The organism is Parapedobacter sp. GCM10030251 (assembly GCF_042666505.1).
GTDB lineage: Bacteria > Bacteroidota > Bacteroidia > Sphingobacteriales > Sphingobacteriaceae > Parapedobacter.
The window spans coordinates 62,286-83,422 of sequence record NZ_JBHTDN010000009.1 but is presented as its reverse complement, the minus strand read 5'-3'; the positions used below and the strand labels follow the sequence as shown (position 1 = coordinate 83,422).

The following is a 21,137-nucleotide window of genomic DNA, read 5'->3' as shown; positions in this document are numbered from 1 at the left end:
TCATGTTGAAAGCAGACGGACATATTGATCAGAGCACACAGGTGATAGACGTGCGGGATGTAAGCAAGTCATTTGGCGATCTGCATGTGTTGCGTGGAGTGAATCTTGAATTGTATAAAGGAGAGAACCTGGTCGTTCTGGGACGATCGGGTACGGGGAAATCGGTACTGATCAAATTGATATCCGGATTGTTAAAACCCGATTCAGGAACCATTGAAGTGCTGGGTGAACACTTGGATGAACTAACTGAAAAGGAATTGCAGCAACTCCGGCTGAAAATAGGTTTTTCATTTCAGAACAGTGCGTTGTATGACAGCATGACCGTGCGCGAGAATCTGGAGTTTCCACTGGTACGTAATAAACGTCATCTTTCGCGCTCAGAAATTAACCACGAAGTGGAAGATGTGCTGGATGCGGTGGGACTCTTACAGGCGATCAACCAAATGCCCTCGGAGCTGTCCGGCGGTCAGCGCAAGCGGATCGGGATAGCACGTACGCTGATACTTCGTCCAGAAATCATGCTATACGACGAACCAACCGCTGGACTCGATCCCATTACTTGCATTGAGATCAATGGATTGATCAACGAGGTGCAGGAAAAATACAGGACCTCGTCGATTATCATCACGCATGATCTGGCGTGTGCAAAGAGTGTGGGCGACCGGATCGTGATGCTGCTTGACGGTAAATTTGAACGTGAAGGTAATTTTGACCAGATTTTTGACACGGACGATAACCGGGTCAAACCGTTTTATGACTATAATTTTATCAAATGATCTATGAGTGCTACAGAAAATAAACGTTCAATTATCGTAGGGTTGTTTGTACTGGTGGGGTTGGTTATTTTGGTGGCAGGTATTTTGGTGCTTGGCGGCCAGCAGAACCGTTTTTCCAAAAACGTACGCGTATCCACCGTATTCAATGACGTGAGCGGCCTCAAAGCTGGCAATAATGTTTGGTTTTCGGGTGTGAAAATCGGAACGATCAAAAGCATCACATTCAAGAACCTTAAGCAGGTAGAGATCGTCATGGCCATCGAAGAGAAATCGCATGAATACATCCGAAAGGACGCGGTTGCCAAAATCGGATCGGAGAGTTTTATCGGAAACAAGCTGATCGTCATTGAAGGTGGCAGCAGCGATGCGCCACCTATCGAGGAAGGCGATGTGTTACAAAGTGCTGAGGAAGGAGGATTGGACGCCATGCTGTCTACTTTGCAGGTGAATAACGAGAATCTAGCGATAATCACCAAGAATTTCAGCGAGCTGAGTGCCCGTATTGCTCGGGGCGAAGGCGCGGTAGGGGCTGTTCTGACAGACTCGTTGATGGCGATCCATATTAGGCAAATGATTGCTAACTTAGACAGAACCGCGTCAAATACTGCGGCGGCGTCGCAAGCGTTAAACCAATTGACGGGTAAATTGAATACAGAAGGCACGCTGATCAATGACCTGCTTACAGATACGGTGGTTTATGGCAATCTGCAGTCGGCTGTCGCGCAATTACAGGGCATTACTCAAACGGCATCGGCGTTGGTAACTAATTTAAACCAAACAGCCAGCAAATTGGACGAAAAAGATAACGTGGCAGGTGTGCTGCTCAACGATCCGGAGTCGGCTGAAACCATCAAACAAACGTTGTTGAATCTGGAACAAAGCACCGAAAAGCTGGATCAGAACATGGAGGCGTTGCAGCACAATTTTCTATTCAGGGGTTTTTTCCGGAAGCAGCGGAAACAGGCAGAGAAGGAAGCGGAAGCGCAGAATTGACCTCCGATACGAACGATCTTGGGTTAAACGATGGTAGCCTCTTTATTAATGCGATAGCAATTCAGGGATTTCCGTAGCTTCCACTTCGCCGCTTTCCGTAATTTTTGCGAGCTTCACGGCTACCACTTCATTGACGAGCAACGGATCGTAGGGTGTACGCACCTTTACATAATTGCGGGTAAAGCCGTGCATATAGCCGTCTTTGACATCGCCTTCAAATAATACCGCCTCTTCCTTCCCCAATTGGGATTCATAAAACGCCCGGCGTTTTTTGTCGGAGAGGATGTGCAGCATTTTGCTACGTTCCCCACGCTGCGCGCCCGGCACCGCACCTTCCATCTGCGCCGCGATGGTGTTTTCACGCTCCGAATAAGTGAATACGTGCAGGTAGGAAATATCGAGACCGTTGAGGAACTCATAGGTGTCCAAAAAATCTTCCCGCGTTTCGCCGGGGAAACCCACAATCACATCCACGCCGATGCAGCAGTTGGGCATCAACTCCTTGATCCGTGCGACCCGGCCGGCATACAGCTCGCGTTTATAGCGCCTGCGCATCAGTCCAAGGACTTTATTTGATCCGGATTGCAGTGGAATATGAAAATGAGGGACAAACCGTTCTGAACCGGCTACAAATTCAATAATTTCATCGCTGAGCAGATTCGGTTCGATGGATGAAATGCGGAAGCGGTCGATTCCTTCCACGCGGTCCAGTGCCTTTACCAAATCGAAGAAGCGATCTTCACGGTTGCCATTGCGGATTCCGAAGTCGCCGATGTTTACCCCCGTGAGCACGATTTCCCGTACGCCGGATGCGGCAATGTCTTCTGCTTGTTTCACCAGATCGGCAATGGTTCCACTGCGGCTTGCGCCCCTGGCCAGAGGAATCGTACAAAATGTGCACGAATAATCGCAACCATCCTGGACTTTCAAAAACGTGCGGGTTCGGTCGCCGATTGAAAAGGCCGGCACAAACTGATGGGTTTCTGCAATCGGTGCATTATAAACAATCGCTTTCGGTTGCTTGGTTAAATCATTGATATGCTCAATGATATTAAATTTTTCGGCCGCACCAAGCACCATATCCACACCCGGTATCTCCGTGATTTCGCGGGGTTTCAGCTGGGCATAGCAGCCCACGACGACAATATATGCACCGGGCGAATGGTTCAAGGCTTCCTTTACGACCTTGCGGCATTTACGGTCGGCATTTTCCGTAACGGAACAGGTGTTGATCACATAGACATCCGCCCGGCTATTAAACGGGGTAGCCTCGTATCCCGCTTGTTGAAAAATGCGGCCAATGGAAGATGTCTCCGAAAAATTCAGCTTACATCCCAAGGTATAAAAAGCGACTTTCCTGCTCATTTTCAAAGCGCAAAGGTACTTCTTTTTTCTCAGGCAGCAAAAGCTATCTTTGGTAGATGGAACGTGAAGTTATCATCGGATTATCCCCGGTCCGTCGGCGGAATTTGCCGTACAAAATCCTTGATCCGAAAAAGCGGGCCTCTGATCGCGGTGAGGTTGCATATCCTCACGCGGAAATCACCTGGCCATGAACCGGCGATCAAAAATCTGCATAAATGCGGTTAACGGATAACAGGGTGTTGTGGTTTAGGACGAGATTCAGTACACTTGCTCCTAAAACACGACAAACATTTAGGGATTGCATTCCATTGAAAAACAACGATCTGCATATCGGTCCGTACAAAAAAATCAAAAGGCTGCTTTTGCATGTGGTGTTCTGGGCGATTATTTCGGTATTGGCATACCTTACCTACCGGCGTCTCGGAGGTGATTACGTATGGATTTTTGTGGTCAAGGAAATCGCGGTCACCATGACGCTTTTTTATACCGTGTCGTGGTTGATAGCCAAAGGGGTGCAGGTCGGCAATATCTATCGGGTTATCGGTTTCTATATCTTGGGTTATGTTTGGTGGGTGTCCATGACCTACCTGGTATGCTATATTGTACAGCATGATTTCGAAAGAGGAGATACGTTTTTTGATGCCTACCTGAATTTGGTGTTGGACAAGGGGTACTTCGGATTGTTCACGTTCCGTAAAACGGCGGCATTGTTGCTGGACTACATTTTTATCGTTACCTTAACCGTCGGTCCGAAACTCGTCAAGTCTTACGTAGATCAATCCAACGAGAAGGCGCGGTTGGAACGGGATCACCTCGCGATGGAATTGAACTTTCTCAAATCCCAGGTATCTCCGCATTTTTTGTTCAATACGTTGAATAGCATTTATCGGATGTCTGAAAAAGGTGATCCCAGGGCGTCGGATACGATTTATCGGTTATCCGGAATGATGCGATACCTGCTGTATGAAGCCAGGGACGAGAAACTGCTTCTTGACAAAGAGGTGCGGTTCATTGACGATTACGTAGCGTTGGCCCGTATGCGGTACAACGATAATGTCCGGATTGAACTTTTAACCGACGAAATAGATGAGCCGTACCGTATTGTTCCGCTTCTGCTGATCCCTTTTGTCGAAAATGCCTTTAAGCACGGCCCGGAACAGAGCCGTAAAGATGCCTGGGTTCGCATTGAACTGACGGTTCGGGATGGAGTGCTTTATTTCAAGGTAGGCAACGGGATAAACCGGGCTATCAAACCGTCCGAGGTGGGCGGCGTAGGCATGGAAAATGTCCGTAAGCGGTTGAAGCTCCATTATGCGGACCGTCATTCCCTCCAGGTGCGTGAAACCGAATCGGATTATTGTATTTCGTTGGAGATCCAACTGTAGCGAAGGTTATGTATACGTGTGTAATTATCGACGATGAGGCCATTGCGCGTGACGCGCTCGCGGAATATGTGGCCAAGGTGCCCTTTCTGAAATTACTGGGTTGTTACGAAAATCCCTTGGCTCTCATGACGCTTACCGAGCCGGTAGATATCATTTTCTCAGATATCCGCATGCCGGAGATGGATGGTATATCGTTTTTCAGAAGCCTAAGCAATCCACCGGCTTTCATCTTCGTTACGGGTAATCCGGAACATGCCGCCGAGAGTTATGAACTGGATGTATTGGATTTTGTGGTCAAACCATTCGACCTCGCGCGTTTTATCAAAGCGGTGAATAAGGCGAAGTTGTTTTTGGAGCATAAGCATGGATCGAAGCAAAACACTCCCTACTTCGTGGTAAAGGACCGGAATCTGCACGTTATCCTGGAACATGCCGCCATTTGTTTTGTAAAAGGGAATAAGGACTATGTTTCCATTGAGACGACCGAAAGGACCTACACCCTTTGGCGTACATTGGGCAGCGTGGCTGCGGACCTTCCGGCCGACCGTTTTCTGCAGGTACATAAGTCGTACATCGTTAACCTCGCCTTTGTGAAATCCATTGCGGCCGAAAAATTGATCCTGAAAGGAAATCTCGGAGAAGTACCGGTAGGTAAGCAATTTAAGGACGAACTGCGCAGACGCTTCGGGATAGGCTTATTGTAGGGTTACCCCGGATGTTGGAGGTGTTGGATGATCCGTTCGATGCACGCTTCAAAATCGTTAAATGATATTGGTTTTAGAAGTTGATAGGTGACGATGGGCGGAAGCTGCTCGGTAAAACAATCCGTGGAGGTGGCCGAAACCACCACCACGGCCAGGGACGTAGGGAACAGTCCAAAATGGAAGCCTGAGGGGCCTCCGGAGGGAATCACTAGGTCGAGGAAAACAATGTCCGGCTTCGTTAAATTCAGTGCGCCGAGAATCTCGCAACGTTCCTGTACGACGCCGACCATTAGGAGTTCATCGCGCCGGCCGATGTAATCCGTCATCATGTCGATGGCCAATGAATCGTCTTCAATCAGCAGACAGCGATACATCCTCATAATGAAACGAAGATGGCGTATCTGAAAGACGTTGAAAAATAAAACCGACCAATGGATGATCTACCCCTACGAAAGCCGAATTCCAACCGATATAACGGATATAACCCGATAGCGCGAAGCGCAGGGTCCGATGCCAGAAAGCCGCCCGGCTTTTTGTAGGTACGTGAATATAATAGCCTATGGCTATAAAACGTGAAATAGATCGGCTGGTAGGACGTTTTCGTCGCGGTCGGTGCCCCGTTCGTCGGGTATTTTTTTGCCGTTACTCAATCTTTTTCATAATTGTACAAATACAAGTTTTTGGATTATGGAAAGGAATCACCTAAACGCTATCATCAGCCGGAATCTGCTGTTGGTACGGCGGCAACGACGGCTTTCACAGACGGAAGTCGCTGCGGTGTTACGAATCAAACAGCCGTCCTACAATCGGATGGAGTCGGGAAAAACGCACATCAGTGCGGATCAATTGGCTATGTTGGCGGAATTTTATGATTTGTCCGTTGCCGCGTTTTTCAATGAGTCAAGGAAATATGAAAGGTATGCCTAAGTTTGGAAGCAGACCAAGGGAACGTAGAGGAGCTAAGGAAGATTGATCAATATGTTATTGTGGTTGGTAATTATCGGGCTATTGGTGAGGGTGGCGTGGGAAGATTTCAAATATCGTGCAGTATTGGTGTTGTTGTTTCCGATACTCGGATCGGTGGCTATTTCGCACGCCATTTTATTGGGCGTGTTTTCAATCAAGGATGTGGCCGTCAACCTGATCATTGTGACGGTACAGTCGGGGATATTGGCGGTGGTGTTATTCCGGCGGAAAGGAAGTTGGAAGTTGACGGGGAGCAGCTGGATCGGTTGGGGTGACATTGCTTTCCTCGTGGTGATGGCTTGCTGCTTTTCGACCGCGAATTTCGTGCTATTTTATTCCGTTGGCGTCGTGTTGGTGCTGTTTGAATCTTTGTTGGCAAAGATGATCGGTTTCCAAGTAAAGCATATCTTATTGGCGGGCGGGCAGGCGCTGATCCTGGCGATTGTTTACCTGTGCGATCATATGCAACTAGGCGCCAGTTTGTTTATGGACGTATCAATTTTCCGGATATTACTAGATGGGATCACGGCCTTGTGATACATCTGCAGACTGTATGGTTAATGTAATCAGACTTCTAAGAATGAGAGCGTAGGAAAATAGAAAGTGTGGGAAATACAGGGCTCGAACCTGTGACCCCTACCTTGTCGAGGTAGTGCTCTGAACCAACTGAGCTAATTTCCCGGGTGCTGCAAAAATAGGCTTTTTTTGAATAGCTGCAAATGATTTTTGATATTGTCGGATTGGAAGCGAAGGCATTGTCGCATTTGGCCCGTAAAAATGTCACAGAAAGCCGCTGCAAACCACCGAAAATATCGCTAATATTGGCCCGATTTTCACGCTTACCTCGGAATTTATGCGAACAACTAAGCAGGCTGCGATTGGTTTTATCTTTGTCACCTTGTTGATTGATGTTATGGGTTGGGGGTTGATCATCCCCGTCATGGCCGATCTGATTGCCGAACTGAAGGGTATCCCGGTAAATATTGCCAGTACCTACGGGGCGCTTTTGTTATCCTCGTTTGCGATTACTCAATTTCTATTTTCGCCGTTGGTCGGAAACCTCAGCGATCGGTTCGGCCGGCGGCCCATCTTGCTGATTTCGCTGCTGGGATTCGCGATAGACTACCTGATTCTCGCTTGGGCGCCTACCTACGGGTGGTTGTTTGCGGGTCGTATTATCGCGGGCATCACGGGTGCAAGCTTCACGACAGCGTCTTCCTACATTGCGGATATCAGCACGGACGAAACCACCCGGGCAAAGAACTTCGGATTGATCGGTGCAGCTTTCGGGCTGGGGTTTGTGCTCGGACCCGCGCTGGGCGGACTGCTGGCAACATGGGGCCTGCGGGCTCCTTTTTATGCTGCGGCGGTGCTTTGTTTGCTGAACTTTCTTTTCGGATTATTGCTGTTGCCCGAATCGCTTCCCAAAAGCAGCCGAAGGGCGTTCGACTGGCGGCGCGCGAATCCGCTGGGGTCGCTTCGCTTTCTGATGGAACATAAGGAAATCGGCGGATTGGCGATCAGCTTTTTTCTGATTTACCTGGGGGCGCAGGCAGTGCAGGGAAGCTGGAATTTCTTTACCATTTACCAATTTGACTGGAGTGAGGGCATGATCGGGATTTCGCTGGCGGTCGTTGGCGTACTGACCGGCTTGGTGCAAGGGGGATTGACCCGGATTTTGAATCCGAAAATCGGAAACGAAAAAAGCATATACCTTGGGTTGTCGCTGTATGCACTGGGACTTATTTTGTTTGCATTTGCGACCGAAGGATGGATGATGTTTGTCTTTTTGGTGCCGTATTGCCTGGGCGGTATTTGCGGACCTTCTTTGCAATCATTGATCGCGGGCCACGTGGAAAGCAGCCAGCAGGGCGAGTTGCAGGGTGCACTGACCAGCCTAATGAGTCTGACGACCATCGTAGGGCCGCTCATTATGAATAATGCATTCTCCTATTTTACAACACCCCAGGCACCGTTTCACTTTCCGGGTATCCATTTTCTGATCGGTGCGGTCTGTATGCTGGGCGGTCTGTGGATCGTCCGCCGGATATTAACGCGGGAAAAACTTGCGGTGGTATGACAACAACATGGGCCGAAAAGATCATCGCGTTTAACCGGGACCTGCAATACACAGGTGCACTGCCTCCCGGTTTCGGGGTGATGAATCCTTACCTGGATAACCCGGAGACGATGGTTGTAATGCAGGCCTTTTACCGGAAATATTACGGCGATTCAAACCAGCGAAAGTTCATTATCGGTATCAACCCGAGTCGGCATGGCGCCGGGGTAACGGGTGTTCCGTTTACCGATACGAAGCGGCTGGAAAGTGTTTGCGGCATTAAGATGCTTTCGGCGCGTACCCACGAAGTTTCGTCGGTGTTCCTGTACGATATGATCACAGCATGGGGTGGGCCGGAAGATTTCTACCAACGGTTTTATATCAATTCACCGTTTCCGTTAGCCATTGTGCGTCATGTAAAAGAGGATACCTGGCTGAATGCCAACTACTACGACGATCCCAAGCTTTTTGAAATGGTGAAACCGTTCATGATTGCCTCCATGAAACAACACATCAGCCTCGGGTTGGATACTTCGGAAGTTTACATCCTCGGGAAAAAGAATGCGCAGTTTATCAGTAAACTGAACAAAGCCGAAAAGCTGTTTGAGAAAGCCGTGGTATTAGACCACCCGCGATTTATTCAGCAATATAAATCCAAAGATAAGCAATGGTATATCGATAAATACCTGACGGCCCTGAGCGGCGGCAATTCTTATACCGCTGCGCGATAGTTCGAATGCGGGCGTTTATGTTTCTTCTTTTTGCTTTTATTCGGCTTGCCGGAAGGTTGTGCGGCCGCTCGTGCGGGCTCGTTCCGGTATTCGTCCACGTTATCCGGGAGGAACGGATGGTCTTCGACCAACGGCAGGCGCTGTTTGATCAGTTTTGAGATCTGCCAGAGGTATTCTCGCTCTTCCGTATCGCAGAACGACCAGGCCCGTCCGCTTTCACCGGCTCTTCCGGTGCGTCCGATGCGATGCACGTAGGTTTCCGGCTCGTTGGGCAGATCAAAGTTAATGACTAATTGGAGCCGGTCGATGTCAATCCCTCGTGCAGCGATGTCTGTAGCTATCAACACCTTGAGGGTTCCGTCCTTAAAGGCTTTGAGCGCCTTTTGCCGGGCCTGTTGGGATTTGTTGCCGTGAATCGCCTGCGCGGTGATATTGGCTTTGCTGAGCTTTCGCACGATTTTGTCGGCGCCGTGCTTCGTCCGTGAGAATACCAATACGTTTCCGTTTTTTTCATTGTGCACCAGGTGGCACAACAGGTCGACTTTGTCGGCCTTCGCGACGGGATAGATTGCCTGCTGAATCGTATCTACGGTGGAAGACACCGGTGCAACGGCAATCCGCTCGGGTTTGTTCAAAATGGCATTGGCCAGGTTTTCGATTTCCGAAGGCATGGTGGCCGAGAACAACATCGTTTGCCGTTTTTCCGGAATTTTGCTGATGATGGTGCGGATGTCTTTGATGAAGCCCATATCGAGCATGCGGTCGGCTTCGTCCAACACCAGGAAACGTACCTGTTGCAGGGACAGAACTTTTTGGTTGAGCAGATCGATCAGCCGCCCGGGTGTGGCTACCAGAATATCCGGGCGTTTACGGAGCGCCGCAATTTGATTGACGGCTGATACGCCGCCGAATATAACGGTATGTTTGATGCGTGTCCGGCTGACATATACGTCGATATTTTCGCCGATCTGGATGGCCAACTCCCGGGTTGGGGCGAGTATCAGTGCTTTTGGTCCCTGAAACCCAATATCCGTTTTTGAAGCTAACAGGCGCTCAATAATCGGAAGGGAAAACGCTGCGGTCTTGCCGGTACCGGTCTGTGCACATGCCAACACGTCGTGGTGTTGAAGTACTGCGGGAATGGCCTGCTGCTGAATGGGAGTGGGGGTATGGTAACCTGCGGAATCCAGTGCCTGTAAGATCGGGCTGGAAAGATTTAATGATGTAAATAGCAAAGTACAATGTTTACTGAGGCTGCAAAGGTATTCATAATTATCGAGCTTCCGAAATGTTGGGTGTTTTTAGCGGGCAGCGGGTTCGCTTTGGTACGCAGCGCAGCGGTAACGCTCCCTTCGGTCTGCGTCACTAGGCTGCTTATGCGTATCCAACGCGAGCCTGGGTAAGGGTTGGGATTCCGTGCCTTTGTGTTGAGACCTGCTGCAGAGCAAGCCTTACCGGGACGCAAGAGCAGCGTCGCGGATTCCAGCTTGTCTTGGATACCCATTAAAAATGTCGCATCCGGCACCTGTGATTTAGCGTATCTGTGCTTATTTTTGTTACAAAATCAATGGTATGAAAAGGTTACTATTCTTGCTGTTTACCGCGTGTACGTTGGCGCATACGGTCATGGCACAATCGGCTGCGCCTGGGGCGCAACACGACAAAGCATTTTTGCTGGATTATTATCAGCAAACATTCGATGCGCTTGCGAAATCAGTGGAGGGACTGAGCGATGCACAGCTCGCATTCAAGTCGGCACCCGACCGATGGTCCATCAGCCAATGTTTGGAGCATATTATCCAAACGGAACCGGCACTTTTTGTGTATGCGAAAAAAACGCTCGAACAGCAACCGAACCCTGAGCGGAGAGGCGATGTAAAAATGAGCGATGACGATGTGATCAACGGAATGACTGACCGGAGTTTTAAGGCAAAAGCCTCCGAAGAGTTAAGTCCGAAGGAAGCTGGAACGTATACGAATGGCAAGACCGCGCTTAAAGACCTAAAAAAGCAACGCAAAGCATTACTCGATTTTATAAAAGAGACTTCCGTGGACGATATGCGTAACCGCATTACCGATTCACCATTCGGTGCCGTTGACGGGTACCATGCGCTTCTGTATATTCCGGCGCATACCGCGCGGCATACGCTGCAGATCGAGGAGATCAAGGCGGATCCGAATTTTCCAAGGTGATAACCACGTTTCCGGTTTTTTGGCCGGTTTCTACGTAGCGGTACGCCTCGACCAGCTGTTCGAGCGGATAGGTGCGGTCGACCACGGGTTTAAAATCACCGGATTCCGCAAGGTTTCGAATCATTACTACATCGGCCTGGGTGATGGAAGGGATGGGAAACAAGACCTTCCTGCCCTTGCCCAACGGTGTTACAAGCGCGAGGAATACGTTTTCCGAATTCCTGCCTAATTCGGTAGAGATGTAGATTCCTTTTGGCTTTAATAGCGGTTTGCATTGCCGGAAAGAAGATTTGCCAACGGCGTCAAAAACGAAGTCGAAGCGATGAGGGGTCCCGGTGAATTGCTGGGTTTCGTAGTCGATCACTTCGTCTGCTCCCAAGGATGCGACCAATTCGACGTTTTTTGTATTGGAAACAGCTACCACATAGGCGCCGAAGTGCTTTAGCAATTGGACCGCAGCGGAACCGATGGATCCCGTGGCACCATATACCATTGCGATATCGCCTTTCTTGACCCTGGCTGCGCGGATGTTACCCAATGCATAGTGGCTTCCTTCCGTAAGCGGAGCTGCCTCGGTGTAATCCATTCCGCCGGGAATCGTTGCTAAGGCGCCCGATGCCGCTATAACCTTATATTCGCCATGCCCACCAAAACGGGTCTCGTCATATCCGAAGACGCGGTCTCCCGGTTTGAAGTTGCGCACATTTTTGCCGACGGCTTCTATTTCTCCCGCAAACTCGCAGCCCAGTATTTTCGCCCGTGGTTTAAACAAGCCGCTGAAAAAACGGACGATAAAATAGTTTGCGCTGCGGAATCCACAATCGGTACGATTTACCGTGGTTGCGTGTATCTTGATCAATACCTCACCCGCTTTTACCGCCGGTACGTCGACATCCTGCATCCGGACCACCTCGGGAGGGCCGTATCGGGTATAAATCATTGCCTTCATTCGAAGTTGTGATGTGTTGGTTACGTAAAGTTACATTTATGTAGGTTAATTTACTATTAAATCAGTGGCGTATGAGCGGGTGATGGTTGCTCGCTGTCATTTTTATGCATCGGTGTGTGGTTTCCGAAAAAGTTCCTGTAAATTTGTGAAGATGGAGGCCAAACCGCTAACCGACGAACGTGAACTATTATCCCGAGTGGTTAATGGCGATCAACGTGCTTTCCGTATCCTCTATGATCATTATTACCCAAAGGTTTATGGGTATGCCCTGTATCTGCTGAAGTCGGTCGTTCTTGCTGAGGAAACGGTCCAGTTTACGTTTTTAAAACTGTGGACAATAGGCGAAGGAGCAAGAAAGATTGACCATTTGGAGCCGTTTCTGGTAAGGATCTGCCGGAACCGCGCCCTGGATTTTCTCCGTCGCCAGAAGCTACAGGTCAGAATCGACCGTGAAACCCACACAGATTGGTCGGAATCCCACAACGAGACCGAGGAGGTAATCCTACTGAACGATACCCGGAGACTGCTTGACGAAGCCGTCCAATCCCTGCCGCCCCAACAGAAACGAGTGTATCAGCTATGTCATCAACAAGGGCTGAAGTACGAGGAAGCGGCACGGGAGCTCGACCTTTCGACCGCCACAGTTCAATCTTATATGAAACATGCGCTCCGTGCGCTCCGGAAACATCTTTCGCGACATACCGATATTGCCGCGATGCTGGTTATCTTCAAACTGCTTTAGCAAAAAAAATTACAACCCCATACCCCCGAAATTCCTCGCCATTCGTCTACATGAGAAAGGGTAGGTGTAAATACCTAACGGATACGCGTCTTGGAAGATGGACAAAAGCAGGATTTCTTATTTGATCGAGCGGTATCTTAACAATACGGCGTCACCCGATGAGCTAACGGAACTGGAAAACCTGTTGGCGGATCCCGATGCGGATGGCATCGTCAAAGAGGTGCTGTATTCCTTTTATCCGGATGTGCCGGTTTCGATATACGACGGGGCTGAAAGTGCTGCGAAAGAGCGGATTTTTCAGCAAATTGTCGATCACCCTCAGCAGCCGGCCAAACCCATCAGCCTGAAATGGCGCAGGTGGCTACCCTATGCGGCGGTTGTATTGCTCTCGGTTTCGGTGGGTTTGCTGATCTGGCAAGCTGGTCAGGATACAACCCCTTATGAAGTATCTGCTGCAGAAATCGCTCCAGGCGCGAATCGTGCTACCTTATCCCTGGGAAGCGGGAGAACGATTGCGCTTGATGAAAGTCATCGGGGGATTGTCATTGGAAAGGGAGAAATTACCTATAGCGATGGGACCTCGGAGGTGACGAGTCTGGAAGATGGCGCCTCGATCGAGCGGTTGGTGCTTTCCATACCCAAAGGAGGGACGTATGCAGTAACGCTTCCCGACAGTTCGACCGTGTGGCTGAATTCGGCATCGACGCTTACCTATCCATCGCGGTTTGACGACACGGAGCGCGTGGTATTTTTGGAAGGTGAAGCGTACTTTGAGGTTCGGCAATCGAGGGGAAGACCATTCCGGGTCGTAAGTGCCGGTCAGGTGGTTGAAGTACTGGGGACGGAATTTGCGATCTCGGCCTATGCAGACGAGTCCGAGGTCCGGACAACCCTGGTGAATGGCCGTGTGCAGGTATCTGCCAACGCGGGCGTTACGGCGAGTGAGGTGGCTTCGGGTGGCAAGCCGAGGATGTTGAAGCCGGGCGAACAAGCGGTAAACCACGCCGGAACCATCCATGTACGGAATGTGGATGTCAATCCCTATACGGCGTGGAAAGACGGTCTTTTTTACTTTGACCGATCGTCGCCGCAGGCAGCAATCGCGCAACTGGCCCGCTGGTATAATTTGGAGGTAACTTATCAGGGCAAACTGCCGCAGGTTCCTATTTTTGGCGTAATTGATCGGAATAAACCCTTGGCTTCTGTGTTGAAATCACTTGAAAAGACTGGGTTGAAATTCTCGGTGACTCAAACCGAAGGAATAAATCGGCTTACCGTTCTAGGGGAACAGTAGGCAGGCATTAACCAATACATAACGGGAAGGAGCTAGATTATGAAAACGTAACCAGACAAACCATTTCCATTCTTCCATTCAAAAAAACGGATGATGCTGACAACATCACCCGCGTTATTTGCTTGGACTGACCCCGGCGACAGCATCGCACCGCTTTGCCGGAAACCAATTTATTAACCACGCAAACAGGACAAATATATGAATTTTACACGATGTGTAACGGGCAGTTGCTGGCCCATTAACTACCGATTATTACTCATTATGAAATTGGCGATATTCCTGACGGTCGCCTTCGTGTTCCAAGCGATCGCCGACAGCAAAGCGCAGAAGATAACGCTTAACGTGCAGAATGCCCCCTTGCGGGAGGTGATGAGGGAAATCCAAAAACAACAAGGGTTTTCGTTTTTGTTCCGGGGCGATCACATTGCGGACATTCCCATCGACGCCCATGTGAAGCAAATCGACCTGGCTGAGGCGATGCGCGTCATCTTGTCGGGCCAACGTTTGGATTGGTCGCTTGACGATGGGATCATTACGATCATGGAAAAGGCCACGCCGACGACCCCACAAATGGAAACACCGCAGGAACGCGTGGTTTCTGGGCGCGTAACCGACGAATCCGGCTTGCCGCTGGAAGGCGTGACCATTGCGCAAAAAGGAGGAAATAACCGTACGACGACCGGCGCCGATGGGAATTACCGGATTACGCTATCCGGCGATCCTGCGGTATTGGTTTTCAGTAGTGTCGGGTTTGAAACCCGGGAGCATCCCATCCGACAGCAGTCGGTCGTGAATATCTCCCTGAAGGCGGTGGTCAGCGACCTGGCGGAAGTCGTGGTGGTGGGGTATGGCACGCAAAAGCGCAGTGACCTTACAGGATCGATTGCTTCTGCAGATTTGGACGCCTTGAGTGGTACACCGAATCTCAACATCTTCCAGAGCGTACAGGGCACGGTTCCCGGGCTTAATGTAGGGATGGTGGATGAGGCGGGAGAGACCCCTTCCATTTCGATCCGGGGCAGAACGAGCTTATCCGGCAGCCAAAACCCACTGATTATCTTAGACGGAATTATCTTCTATGGGAATCTTACCAGCATCAATCCCAACGATATCAAAACATTGGATATCTTAAAAGATGCCAGTAGTAAAGCAATCTATGGGGCGCAGGCCGCCAATGGCGTGATCCTGATTACCACGAAAAGCGGGCGTGGGGAGCAGAAGCCGCAGATCAGCTATACTGGTTCGTACGCGATTGGTGGACCCTCAAGCAGGCTGCACACGCGCAATCGCGACTCGTATCTTAAGATGATACAAGATATCTTCTGGAGGGAAGCTTATACAGAAGAATCCGGTTATTTACAGCTGGATGAAAACTTCAATATGCTGGAAACCAATCCATTTTCCCGGGAACTTGCGGTTAAAGGATATGAAACAGGCGCGGATGTCGACTGGTGGGAACTCGGAACGACCAACGCTTCGATCCAGCAGCACAACATAGGGATCCAGGGCGCTTCAGCCAGAACCAACTACTACCTGTCGTTGGCTTATGACAAGCAAAAAAACTACATCATCAATGATAAAATGAATCGAAAGGCTGGCCGGATTAACATCGAAACACAGCTAACCGAATGGTTGAACGTAGGGGTACAGACGTTCGGTACGTTTGCAGACTTTTCGGGCGCGTCGCCGAACCTTGCCCAGCTGACCCAGGCGGGTCCGCTGCGGATGCCTTACGATGAAGCCGGTAAGCTGATAACCGAATTCGGGGGGCTGAACAACCCACTTATCGCCGTCAATACCGACGATCTGGACCAGCGGAATGAACTATTCGGTAACCTGTACGCAAAAATCAAAGTACCTTTTCTTCCTGGGTTCACTTGGGATATCAATTATGGGAACACACTGCAATGGCGACGGCAGTTCAATTCCAATCCGTATGTAAATGCGGAGACCGGCGAAGCGTGGAAAAACAACTCCGAACTCTACAGTTATACATTTGATAACATCCTGAACTATACGAAAGAGCTGGGTGAAAACCATCACATTGATGCAACGCTTGTCATTGGAAAGAGCCACAGGGAAGCTGATTCGACCATGGCACGGGCCACCAGTCTGGCTAACCAGACGCTGGGTTATAACGACCTGTCACAGGGCATCAATCAATTCACCAATTCGAGCTCATGGGAAGAAACTTCCCTGTATCAGATGTTCCGGATCAACTACGCAGCATTTTCCAAGTATTACCTCACAGCTACGCTGCGCCGGGACGGATTTTCCGGATTTGCCGAAAATGAAAAAACCGCTTATTTTCCATCCGTTGGAATCGGCTGGACGGTTTCGGAGGAGGCTTTTTTGCGTCCGGTTACTTGGCTGAACCATTTGAAACTCCGCTTCAGTTATGGTGTAAACGGGAATCTGGTACAACGGTACAGTTCCTTGGCGAGCGTGGGCTCCTCCCCCACTTACGTGTTCGGCGATGGGGCGTCGACGGCCTACGGTCACGCACCTTCGAGCCTGCCTAACCCGGATCTCAGGTGGGAGAAAACCTATGGGTCGAATTTCGGACTTGATTTTGGGGTTCTCGGCGACCGGGTTGTGGGTAACTTGGAGTACTACCAGACGACCACCCGCGATTTGATCTGGAGCCGTGATTTACCGATCCTTACCGGCTTCAACTCGATCATAAGCAACATCGGCCAGATCGGAAACCGTGGCTTTGAAGCAAGCATTACGGCCGCGGCCATCCAGACTGCCGACTTTCAATGGAAAGTTACCGGAAACTTTTCGCTGAACCGGAACCGGATTGAGAAGTTGCTTGGCGATATTGACGGCGATGGGAGGGAAGATGACCTGATGACCAGTAACCTGTTCATTGGCGAGCCCATCGGCGCAGTTTTTGGGTATGAAGTAGACGGCATTTACCAATTCGGCGAGCAGATTCCCACGGGTTATTATGTGGGGAGTTACCGTATTGTAGATCATACCGCAGACGGGGCGTTATCCGCGGCCGACCGGGTCATTCTGGGCATGACGGATCCGTTATATCGGTTCGGTATCCATAATCACTTTCAATACAAGGGGTTCTCATTGAAGTTTTTTCTGAATTCCATCCAAGGCGGAAGAAAAGGGTACTTGGGTGAAAACGAGCCGTTTGAAGCCAGAAGTGCGGATGCTATTTCGGACATGGGAATCTGGGAGGAGGTGGATTTTTGGACCCCCAGTAATCCGGGCGGGCAATTCCGAAGCCCGGCAAGTACGAGTTCCATCAACCCCATGTTGTATGGAAGGCGTAGTTTTCTGCGCCTGCAGGACGTCATTCTGGCCTACCGCTTTGATGCCGACCTGCTCTCGAGACTCAGGCTGTCGGATTTGACGCTTACCCTTGCGGGTAAAAACCTGTTCACGTTGACCGACTGGAAGGGCTGGGATCCCGAAACGGGCAGTGGTTTAGGCTATGGAAGCCGTCCGGTTATGCGTCACTATTCCATCGGTTTAGCATTAACATTTTAAACTTATCGATCATGAAAAGACTGCTCATAGTTTTCTTTATAATTCCTTTTGTAGCGTGTCAGGAAGCTGATATACTTCGGGAGAATCCATCGGGTATCTATACGGCGGATAATATGTATGTTACCGAAGCTCACTTCCGGTCTGCGTTGAATATGTTGTATCAAAACTATCGCAACCTGTATTATGGAGGGGATGATAATTCTTTTGATTTGCAGTTGGCTACGGATTTGTCGCATGCGGGCCAGGATGCGATTGTCCGATTCTTCAGCGACTATCCGGCAACGCTGGACCCAACTGCTGCCAAAGTATTGTATCATTGGCGAGGCAATTATAAAATTATCGCCAATGCCAATACCATCATTGGACGGCTGCCCGCATCGGAAGTGCCTATTGAAGCACAGCCGCAGCTAGAGGGGGAAGCCCGTTTTTTCAGGGCCTTGGCCTATCGTTACCTCGTCTATCTTTATGGAGGGGTGCCGTTAATATTGGAAGAGACCACATCTGCAAAAAATGACTTTGTACGTAGTTCAAAGGACGAGGTGATCCAGCAGATGATCGCAGACCTACAATTTGCAGCAGCAAACTTACCAAGCATCCCCAATTTGCCGGATGGCCAGGTGTCCAAGGAGGCAGCCAACCATCTTTTGGCCGAGTCGGCATTAGCGATCGGAGAAAATGATTTAGCGATTGAGGCTAGCAGTCAGGTCATTGGCAATCCGGCCTTGGCGTTGATGACCGACCGTTTTGGTTCACGCCGGAATCAACCGGGTGATGTATACTGGGATCTTTTCCAACGGAATAATCAGAATCGAAGCAGTGGCAATACGGAAGGGATCTTTGTCATCCAATTTGAACCGGATGTTCCCGGAGGTGGCCAATCTACCATTGCGCGGACGGGATATCAAATGGAACGGTGGCACACTCCGAATGTACCACTGGCAACGGATCCGGACGACCGGAACCTCATCGCCACTGGTTTTCTTCCGACCTCTATCGTCGGTCGCGGTGCAGGGTGGCTGATGCCGACGTTCCATTTTTCGAATGAGATCTGGTACGATGAATCGGGCGATATTGACGATCGGGACATGCGCGTTTCGGAGTATAACTTTCCGCGGGGAGTTTTGTACAACAACCCCAGCGGGCCGGCGAAGTACCAGGGTGTGTATTTCGATATCAACACCGACGAAAATCAATACCTATTAGACACACGGGGCACCTGGTCGCGCGGAGCCTATCCTTATCAAACCAAAGCGACCACTCCCGGTGATCATCCGTCCAACCTCATTCTCAATCCGGAAACGATGCAGCTTCGTGACATTGCCGGTGTAACCTACACGGATTGGTACGACATGCGGCTGGCAGAAACCTATTTGCTGCGTGCGGAAGCTTACCTGGAAAGTGGGAATCCCGCGCTGGCGGCGGCAGACATCAATACGGTAAGAAGCCGTGCGGGTGCGGTATCGGTGGATGCCTCGGCCGTTAATTTGGATTTCATCCTGGATGAACGGCTCAGGGAGCTCGGTATTGAAGAAAAAAGACGGCTGACACTGAGCCGGACGGGACGGATGTATACGAATATCCGGCAATACAATCGTTATAACGCGGACGACATACAAGAACATCACCAGGTTTTTCCGATTCCGCAAAGTGAAATCGATGCAAATATCGGGGCGGTGTTGGAACAAAATCCGGGATATAACTAACAAGGACCGGTATTTCAATAGCATATAGAAATTCATGGAGAATCAAAACAAAAAGGGAATGATAAATAGATTAATATTCGTAGTAGTATTGCTTTGGATCTGCCAGTCGTGTAAAACAGCGGATCAACAAGCCTTCGAAGCCGATATCATCATCTACGGCGGTACGGCTTCGGCGATTATCGCGGCAGTACAGGCCAAACAGTCGGGCAAATCGGTGGTCGTGGTATCGCCGGATCAACACCTGGGCGGTTTGTCGTCAGGCGGTTTGGGCTTTACCGATACGGGCGACAAGTCGACCATCGGCGGGTTGGCCCGCGATTTCTATCACCGCATATATCTTCATTATGAAGATAGTGCGGCATGGCGTTGGCAGCAACATGCAGAATATGGAAATAAGGGACAGGGTACACCTGCGATGGACGGAGATGCGCGTACGATGTGGATATTTGAGCCGCATGTCGCTGAGCGGGTGTTCGAGGATTACGTGAAGGAGTTCGATATAGAGGTGCGCAGGGACGAATGGCTGGACCGCGACGCGGGCGTGGCGGTGGAAGACGGGCGAATCAGGTCGATCACCACGTTGAGTGGGACAACTTATCGCGGCAAGATGTTTATCGATGCTACGTACGAAGGCGATCTGATGGCTGCAGCCGGGGTAAGCTATCACGTCGGACGGGAGGCAAATAGCGTGTATGGAGAAAAGTGGAATGGTCTCCAGACCGGCGTGTTGCACCACAAACACTGGTTTGCCTCCAATGTCAGTCCGTATAAGATTCCCGGCGACAGTTCTAGCGGTTTGCTGTATGGCGTATCAGCTGAGCCGCCGGGTGGGTACGGGCAGGGGGATCATCGCGTGCAGGCTTACTGTTTCCGCATGTGCCTAAGCAATCACCCGGACAACCGGGTGGCCTTCCCCAAACCAGACGGTTACAATCCGGAACATTACGAGTTGCTCGCCCGTGTGTTTGCGGCAGGCTGGCGGGAGACGTTTGAGAAGTTTGATCCCATCCCCAACCGCAAGACAGATACGAATAACCATGGGCCGTTCAGTACGGATTTTATTGGCATGAATTACGATTACCCGGAGGCCAGTTACGAGCGCCGCCGGGAAATCATCAAGGCGCATGAAAACTACCAAAAGGGATTGATGTACTTTTTGGCCAATGATCCCCGGGTACCCGATGAGGTGAGACAGGAAATGGTCCAATGGGGATTGGCAAAGGATGAATTTATCGATAACGGCCACTGGCCGCACCAGCTGTACATCCGGGAGGCGCGGCGCATGATCGGGCAATACGTGATGACGGAGCATGACACGTTCAGCGAACGGGAGATCACCGATCCCGTTGGAATGGGATCGTACACACTTGACTCGCACAATACGCAGCGTTACGTAAAGCCGGATGGGTTTGTGCAGAATGAGGGTGACATTGGCGTTTCGACGAACGGGCCTTATCGGATTGCTTATGGATCGATCATTCCGAAGAAAGAGGAGTGCGAAAACTTGCTGGTGCCGGTGTGTGTTTCGAGTTCGCATATTGCTTTCGGCAGCATCCGTATGGAGCCGGTGTTCATGATTCTTGGCCAGAGCGCTGCGTTGGCCGCGTCGTTGGCGCTGGATCGGGAGTGTGCGGTGCAGGACTTGGATTACAGCGAATTGGAGCGGCAGCTGCTGGCGGAGAAGCAAATTTTAAGAAAGTAATGCTGCTGTGCAGGTGATGGCTGTTGAGGGGATCGCTTTGGTATGCATAAGCAACCTTGGGGGAT

The 21,137-nt window shown here is 50.3% G+C and carries 18 protein-coding genes and 1 tRNA gene; 14 read left to right on the top strand and 5 right to left on the bottom strand.

Annotated elements, in window-relative coordinates:
- The first annotated feature begins 2 nt into the window (after positions 1–2).
- Complete coding sequence (locus tag ACFQRK_RS19810) at positions 3–776, top strand: ABC transporter ATP-binding protein (protein WP_379009811.1); 774 nt, start codon at positions 3–5, stop codon at positions 774–776.
- Positions 777–779: 3 nt separating this feature from the next.
- On the top strand, positions 780–1,769 hold the full coding sequence (locus tag ACFQRK_RS19805) for an MlaD family protein (protein WP_379009810.1): 990 nt from the start codon (positions 780–782) through the stop codon (positions 1,767–1,769).
- A 45-nt stretch (positions 1,770–1,814) separates the two neighbouring features.
- On the opposite strand, the gene mtaB is transcribed toward ACFQRK_RS19805, so the two are convergent.
- On the bottom strand, positions 1,815–3,134 hold the full coding sequence (gene mtaB / locus ACFQRK_RS19800) for a tRNA (N(6)-L-threonylcarbamoyladenosine(37)-C(2))-methylthiotransferase MtaB (protein WP_379009809.1): 1,320 nt from the start codon (positions 3,132–3,134) through the stop codon (positions 1,815–1,817).
- Between the two features lie 308 nt (positions 3,135–3,442).
- On the opposite strand from mtaB, the gene ACFQRK_RS19795 reads away from it, so the two are divergent.
- Positions 3,443–4,519 carry a sensor histidine kinase gene (locus tag ACFQRK_RS19795; protein ID WP_379009807.1) on the top strand — a complete coding sequence of 359 codons (1,077 nt, stop codon included), beginning with the start codon at positions 3,443–3,445 and terminating at the stop codon, positions 4,517–4,519.
- Between the two features lie 8 nt (positions 4,520–4,527).
- Complete coding sequence (locus tag ACFQRK_RS19790; RefSeq protein ID WP_379009805.1) at positions 4,528–5,223, top strand: LytR/AlgR family response regulator transcription factor; 696 nt, start codon at positions 4,528–4,530, stop codon at positions 5,221–5,223.
- A 2-nt stretch (positions 5,224–5,225) separates the two neighbouring features.
- On the opposite strand, the gene ACFQRK_RS19785 is transcribed toward ACFQRK_RS19790, so the two are convergent.
- Positions 5,226–5,603, bottom strand: a complete 378-nt coding sequence (locus tag ACFQRK_RS19785; RefSeq protein ID WP_379009803.1) for a hypothetical protein — start codon at positions 5,601–5,603, stop codon at positions 5,226–5,228.
- Positions 5,604–5,910: 307 nt separating this feature from the next.
- Here ACFQRK_RS19785 and ACFQRK_RS19780 point away from each other — a divergent pair, with 307 nt between their 5' ends.
- A complete protein-coding gene (locus tag ACFQRK_RS19780; protein ID WP_379009801.1) occupies positions 5,911–6,150 on the top strand; it encodes a helix-turn-helix domain-containing protein in 240 nt (79 codons plus the stop codon).
- Positions 6,151–6,201: 51 nt separating this feature from the next.
- The gene (locus ACFQRK_RS19775) at positions 6,202–6,726 is read left to right on the top strand and encodes a hypothetical protein (protein ID WP_379009798.1); all 525 of its coding nucleotides are present in this window, start codon (positions 6,202–6,204) and stop codon (positions 6,724–6,726) included.
- 69 nt (positions 6,727–6,795) lie between these two features.
- Here ACFQRK_RS19775 and ACFQRK_RS19770 read toward each other — a convergent pair.
- Positions 6,796–6,870, bottom strand: a tRNA-Val gene (locus ACFQRK_RS19770).
- Positions 6,871–7,042: 172 nt separating this feature from the next.
- On the opposite strand from ACFQRK_RS19770, the gene ACFQRK_RS19765 reads away from it, so the two are divergent.
- Together ACFQRK_RS19765 and ACFQRK_RS19760 are read left to right on the top strand one after the other, a co-directional pair.
- Entirely contained in the window at positions 7,043–8,269 is a 1,227-nt protein-coding gene (locus ACFQRK_RS19765) for a TCR/Tet family MFS transporter (RefSeq protein WP_379009796.1), read from the top strand.
- Complete coding sequence (locus tag ACFQRK_RS19760) at positions 8,266–8,979, top strand: SMUG2 DNA glycosylase family protein (protein WP_379009794.1); 714 nt, start codon at positions 8,266–8,268, stop codon at positions 8,977–8,979. The genes ACFQRK_RS19765 and ACFQRK_RS19760 overlap by 4 nt, the downstream gene beginning before the upstream one ends.
- On the opposite strand, the gene ACFQRK_RS19755 is transcribed toward ACFQRK_RS19760, so the two are convergent.
- On the bottom strand, positions 8,961–10,214 hold the full coding sequence (locus ACFQRK_RS19755; protein ID WP_379009792.1) for a DEAD/DEAH box helicase: 1,254 nt from the start codon (positions 10,212–10,214) through the stop codon (positions 8,961–8,963). The two genes, ACFQRK_RS19760 and ACFQRK_RS19755, sit on opposite strands and share 19 nt — an antisense overlap.
- Positions 10,215–10,551: 337 nt before the next feature.
- Between ACFQRK_RS19755 and ACFQRK_RS19750 the strand changes: the two genes are divergently transcribed.
- Complete coding sequence (locus tag ACFQRK_RS19750) at positions 10,552–11,172, top strand: DinB family protein (protein WP_379009789.1); 621 nt, start codon at positions 10,552–10,554, stop codon at positions 11,170–11,172.
- On the opposite strand, the gene ACFQRK_RS19745 is transcribed toward ACFQRK_RS19750, so the two are convergent.
- Entirely contained in the window at positions 11,144–12,121 is a 978-nt protein-coding gene (locus tag ACFQRK_RS19745) for an NAD(P)-dependent alcohol dehydrogenase (RefSeq protein ID WP_379009788.1), read from the bottom strand. The two genes, ACFQRK_RS19750 and ACFQRK_RS19745, sit on opposite strands and share 29 nt — an antisense overlap.
- 151 nt (positions 12,122–12,272) lie before the next feature.
- Between ACFQRK_RS19745 and ACFQRK_RS19740 the strand changes: the two genes are divergently transcribed.
- The 5 genes from ACFQRK_RS19740 (at position 12,273) to ACFQRK_RS19720 (ending at position 21,072) form a co-directional block, all read left to right on the top strand.
- Complete coding sequence (locus ACFQRK_RS19740) at positions 12,273–12,863, top strand: RNA polymerase sigma factor (RefSeq protein WP_379009787.1); 591 nt, start codon at positions 12,273–12,275, stop codon at positions 12,861–12,863.
- A 97-nt stretch (positions 12,864–12,960) separates the two neighbouring features.
- Positions 12,961–14,157 (top strand): FecR family protein, encoded by a 1,197-nt coding sequence (locus ACFQRK_RS19735; RefSeq protein WP_379009786.1) that lies wholly within the window; start codon positions 12,961–12,963, stop codon positions 14,155–14,157.
- Positions 14,158–14,355: 198 nt separating this feature from the next.
- The gene (locus tag ACFQRK_RS19730) at positions 14,356–17,667 is read left to right on the top strand and encodes a SusC/RagA family TonB-linked outer membrane protein (RefSeq protein WP_379009784.1); all 3,312 of its coding nucleotides are present in this window, start codon (positions 14,356–14,358) and stop codon (positions 17,665–17,667) included.
- An 11-nt stretch (positions 17,668–17,678) separates the two neighbouring features.
- On the top strand, positions 17,679–19,370 hold the full coding sequence (locus ACFQRK_RS19725) for a RagB/SusD family nutrient uptake outer membrane protein (RefSeq protein WP_379009783.1): 1,692 nt from the start codon (positions 17,679–17,681) through the stop codon (positions 19,368–19,370).
- A gap of 58 nt (positions 19,371–19,428) precedes the next feature.
- Complete coding sequence (locus tag ACFQRK_RS19720; RefSeq protein WP_379009780.1) at positions 19,429–21,072, top strand: FAD-dependent oxidoreductase; 1,644 nt, start codon at positions 19,429–19,431, stop codon at positions 21,070–21,072.
- Positions 21,073–21,137 lie beyond the last annotated feature (65 nt).

Excerpts from the sequence above, each read along its gene's own strand:
- ACFQRK_RS19810 (WP_379009811.1), top strand. The coding sequence starts at position 3 with ATGTTGAAAGCAGACGGACATATTGATCAGAGCACACAGGTGATAGAC.
- ACFQRK_RS19805 (WP_379009810.1), top strand. The coding sequence starts at position 780 with ATGAGTGCTACAGAAAATAAACGTTCAATTATCGTAGGGTTGTTTGTA.
- mtaB (WP_379009809.1), bottom strand. The coding sequence starts at position 3,134 with ATGAGCAGGAAAGTCGCTTTTTATACCTTGGGATGTAAGCTGAATTTT.
- ACFQRK_RS19790 (WP_379009805.1), top strand. The coding sequence starts at position 4,528 with ATGTATACGTGTGTAATTATCGACGATGAGGCCATTGCGCGTGACGCG.
- ACFQRK_RS19785 (WP_379009803.1), bottom strand. The coding sequence starts at position 5,603 with ATGAGGATGTATCGCTGTCTGCTGATTGAAGACGATTCATTGGCCATC.
- ACFQRK_RS19780 (WP_379009801.1), top strand. The coding sequence starts at position 5,911 with ATGGAAAGGAATCACCTAAACGCTATCATCAGCCGGAATCTGCTGTTG.
- ACFQRK_RS19775 (WP_379009798.1), top strand. The coding sequence starts at position 6,202 with ATGTTATTGTGGTTGGTAATTATCGGGCTATTGGTGAGGGTGGCGTGG.
- ACFQRK_RS19765 (WP_379009796.1), top strand. The coding sequence starts at position 7,043 with ATGCGAACAACTAAGCAGGCTGCGATTGGTTTTATCTTTGTCACCTTG.
- ACFQRK_RS19760 (WP_379009794.1), top strand. The coding sequence starts at position 8,266 with ATGACAACAACATGGGCCGAAAAGATCATCGCGTTTAACCGGGACCTG.
- ACFQRK_RS19750 (WP_379009789.1), top strand. The coding sequence starts at position 10,552 with ATGAAAAGGTTACTATTCTTGCTGTTTACCGCGTGTACGTTGGCGCAT.
- ACFQRK_RS19745 (WP_379009788.1), bottom strand. The coding sequence starts at position 12,121 with ATGAAGGCAATGATTTATACCCGATACGGCCCTCCCGAGGTGGTCCGG.
- ACFQRK_RS19740 (WP_379009787.1), top strand. The coding sequence starts at position 12,273 with ATGGAGGCCAAACCGCTAACCGACGAACGTGAACTATTATCCCGAGTG.
- ACFQRK_RS19735 (WP_379009786.1), top strand. The coding sequence starts at position 12,961 with ATGGACAAAAGCAGGATTTCTTATTTGATCGAGCGGTATCTTAACAAT.
- ACFQRK_RS19730 (WP_379009784.1), top strand. The coding sequence starts at position 14,356 with ATGAATTTTACACGATGTGTAACGGGCAGTTGCTGGCCCATTAACTAC.
- ACFQRK_RS19725 (WP_379009783.1), top strand. The coding sequence starts at position 17,679 with ATGAAAAGACTGCTCATAGTTTTCTTTATAATTCCTTTTGTAGCGTGT.
- ACFQRK_RS19720 (WP_379009780.1), top strand. The coding sequence starts at position 19,429 with ATGATAAATAGATTAATATTCGTAGTAGTATTGCTTTGGATCTGCCAG.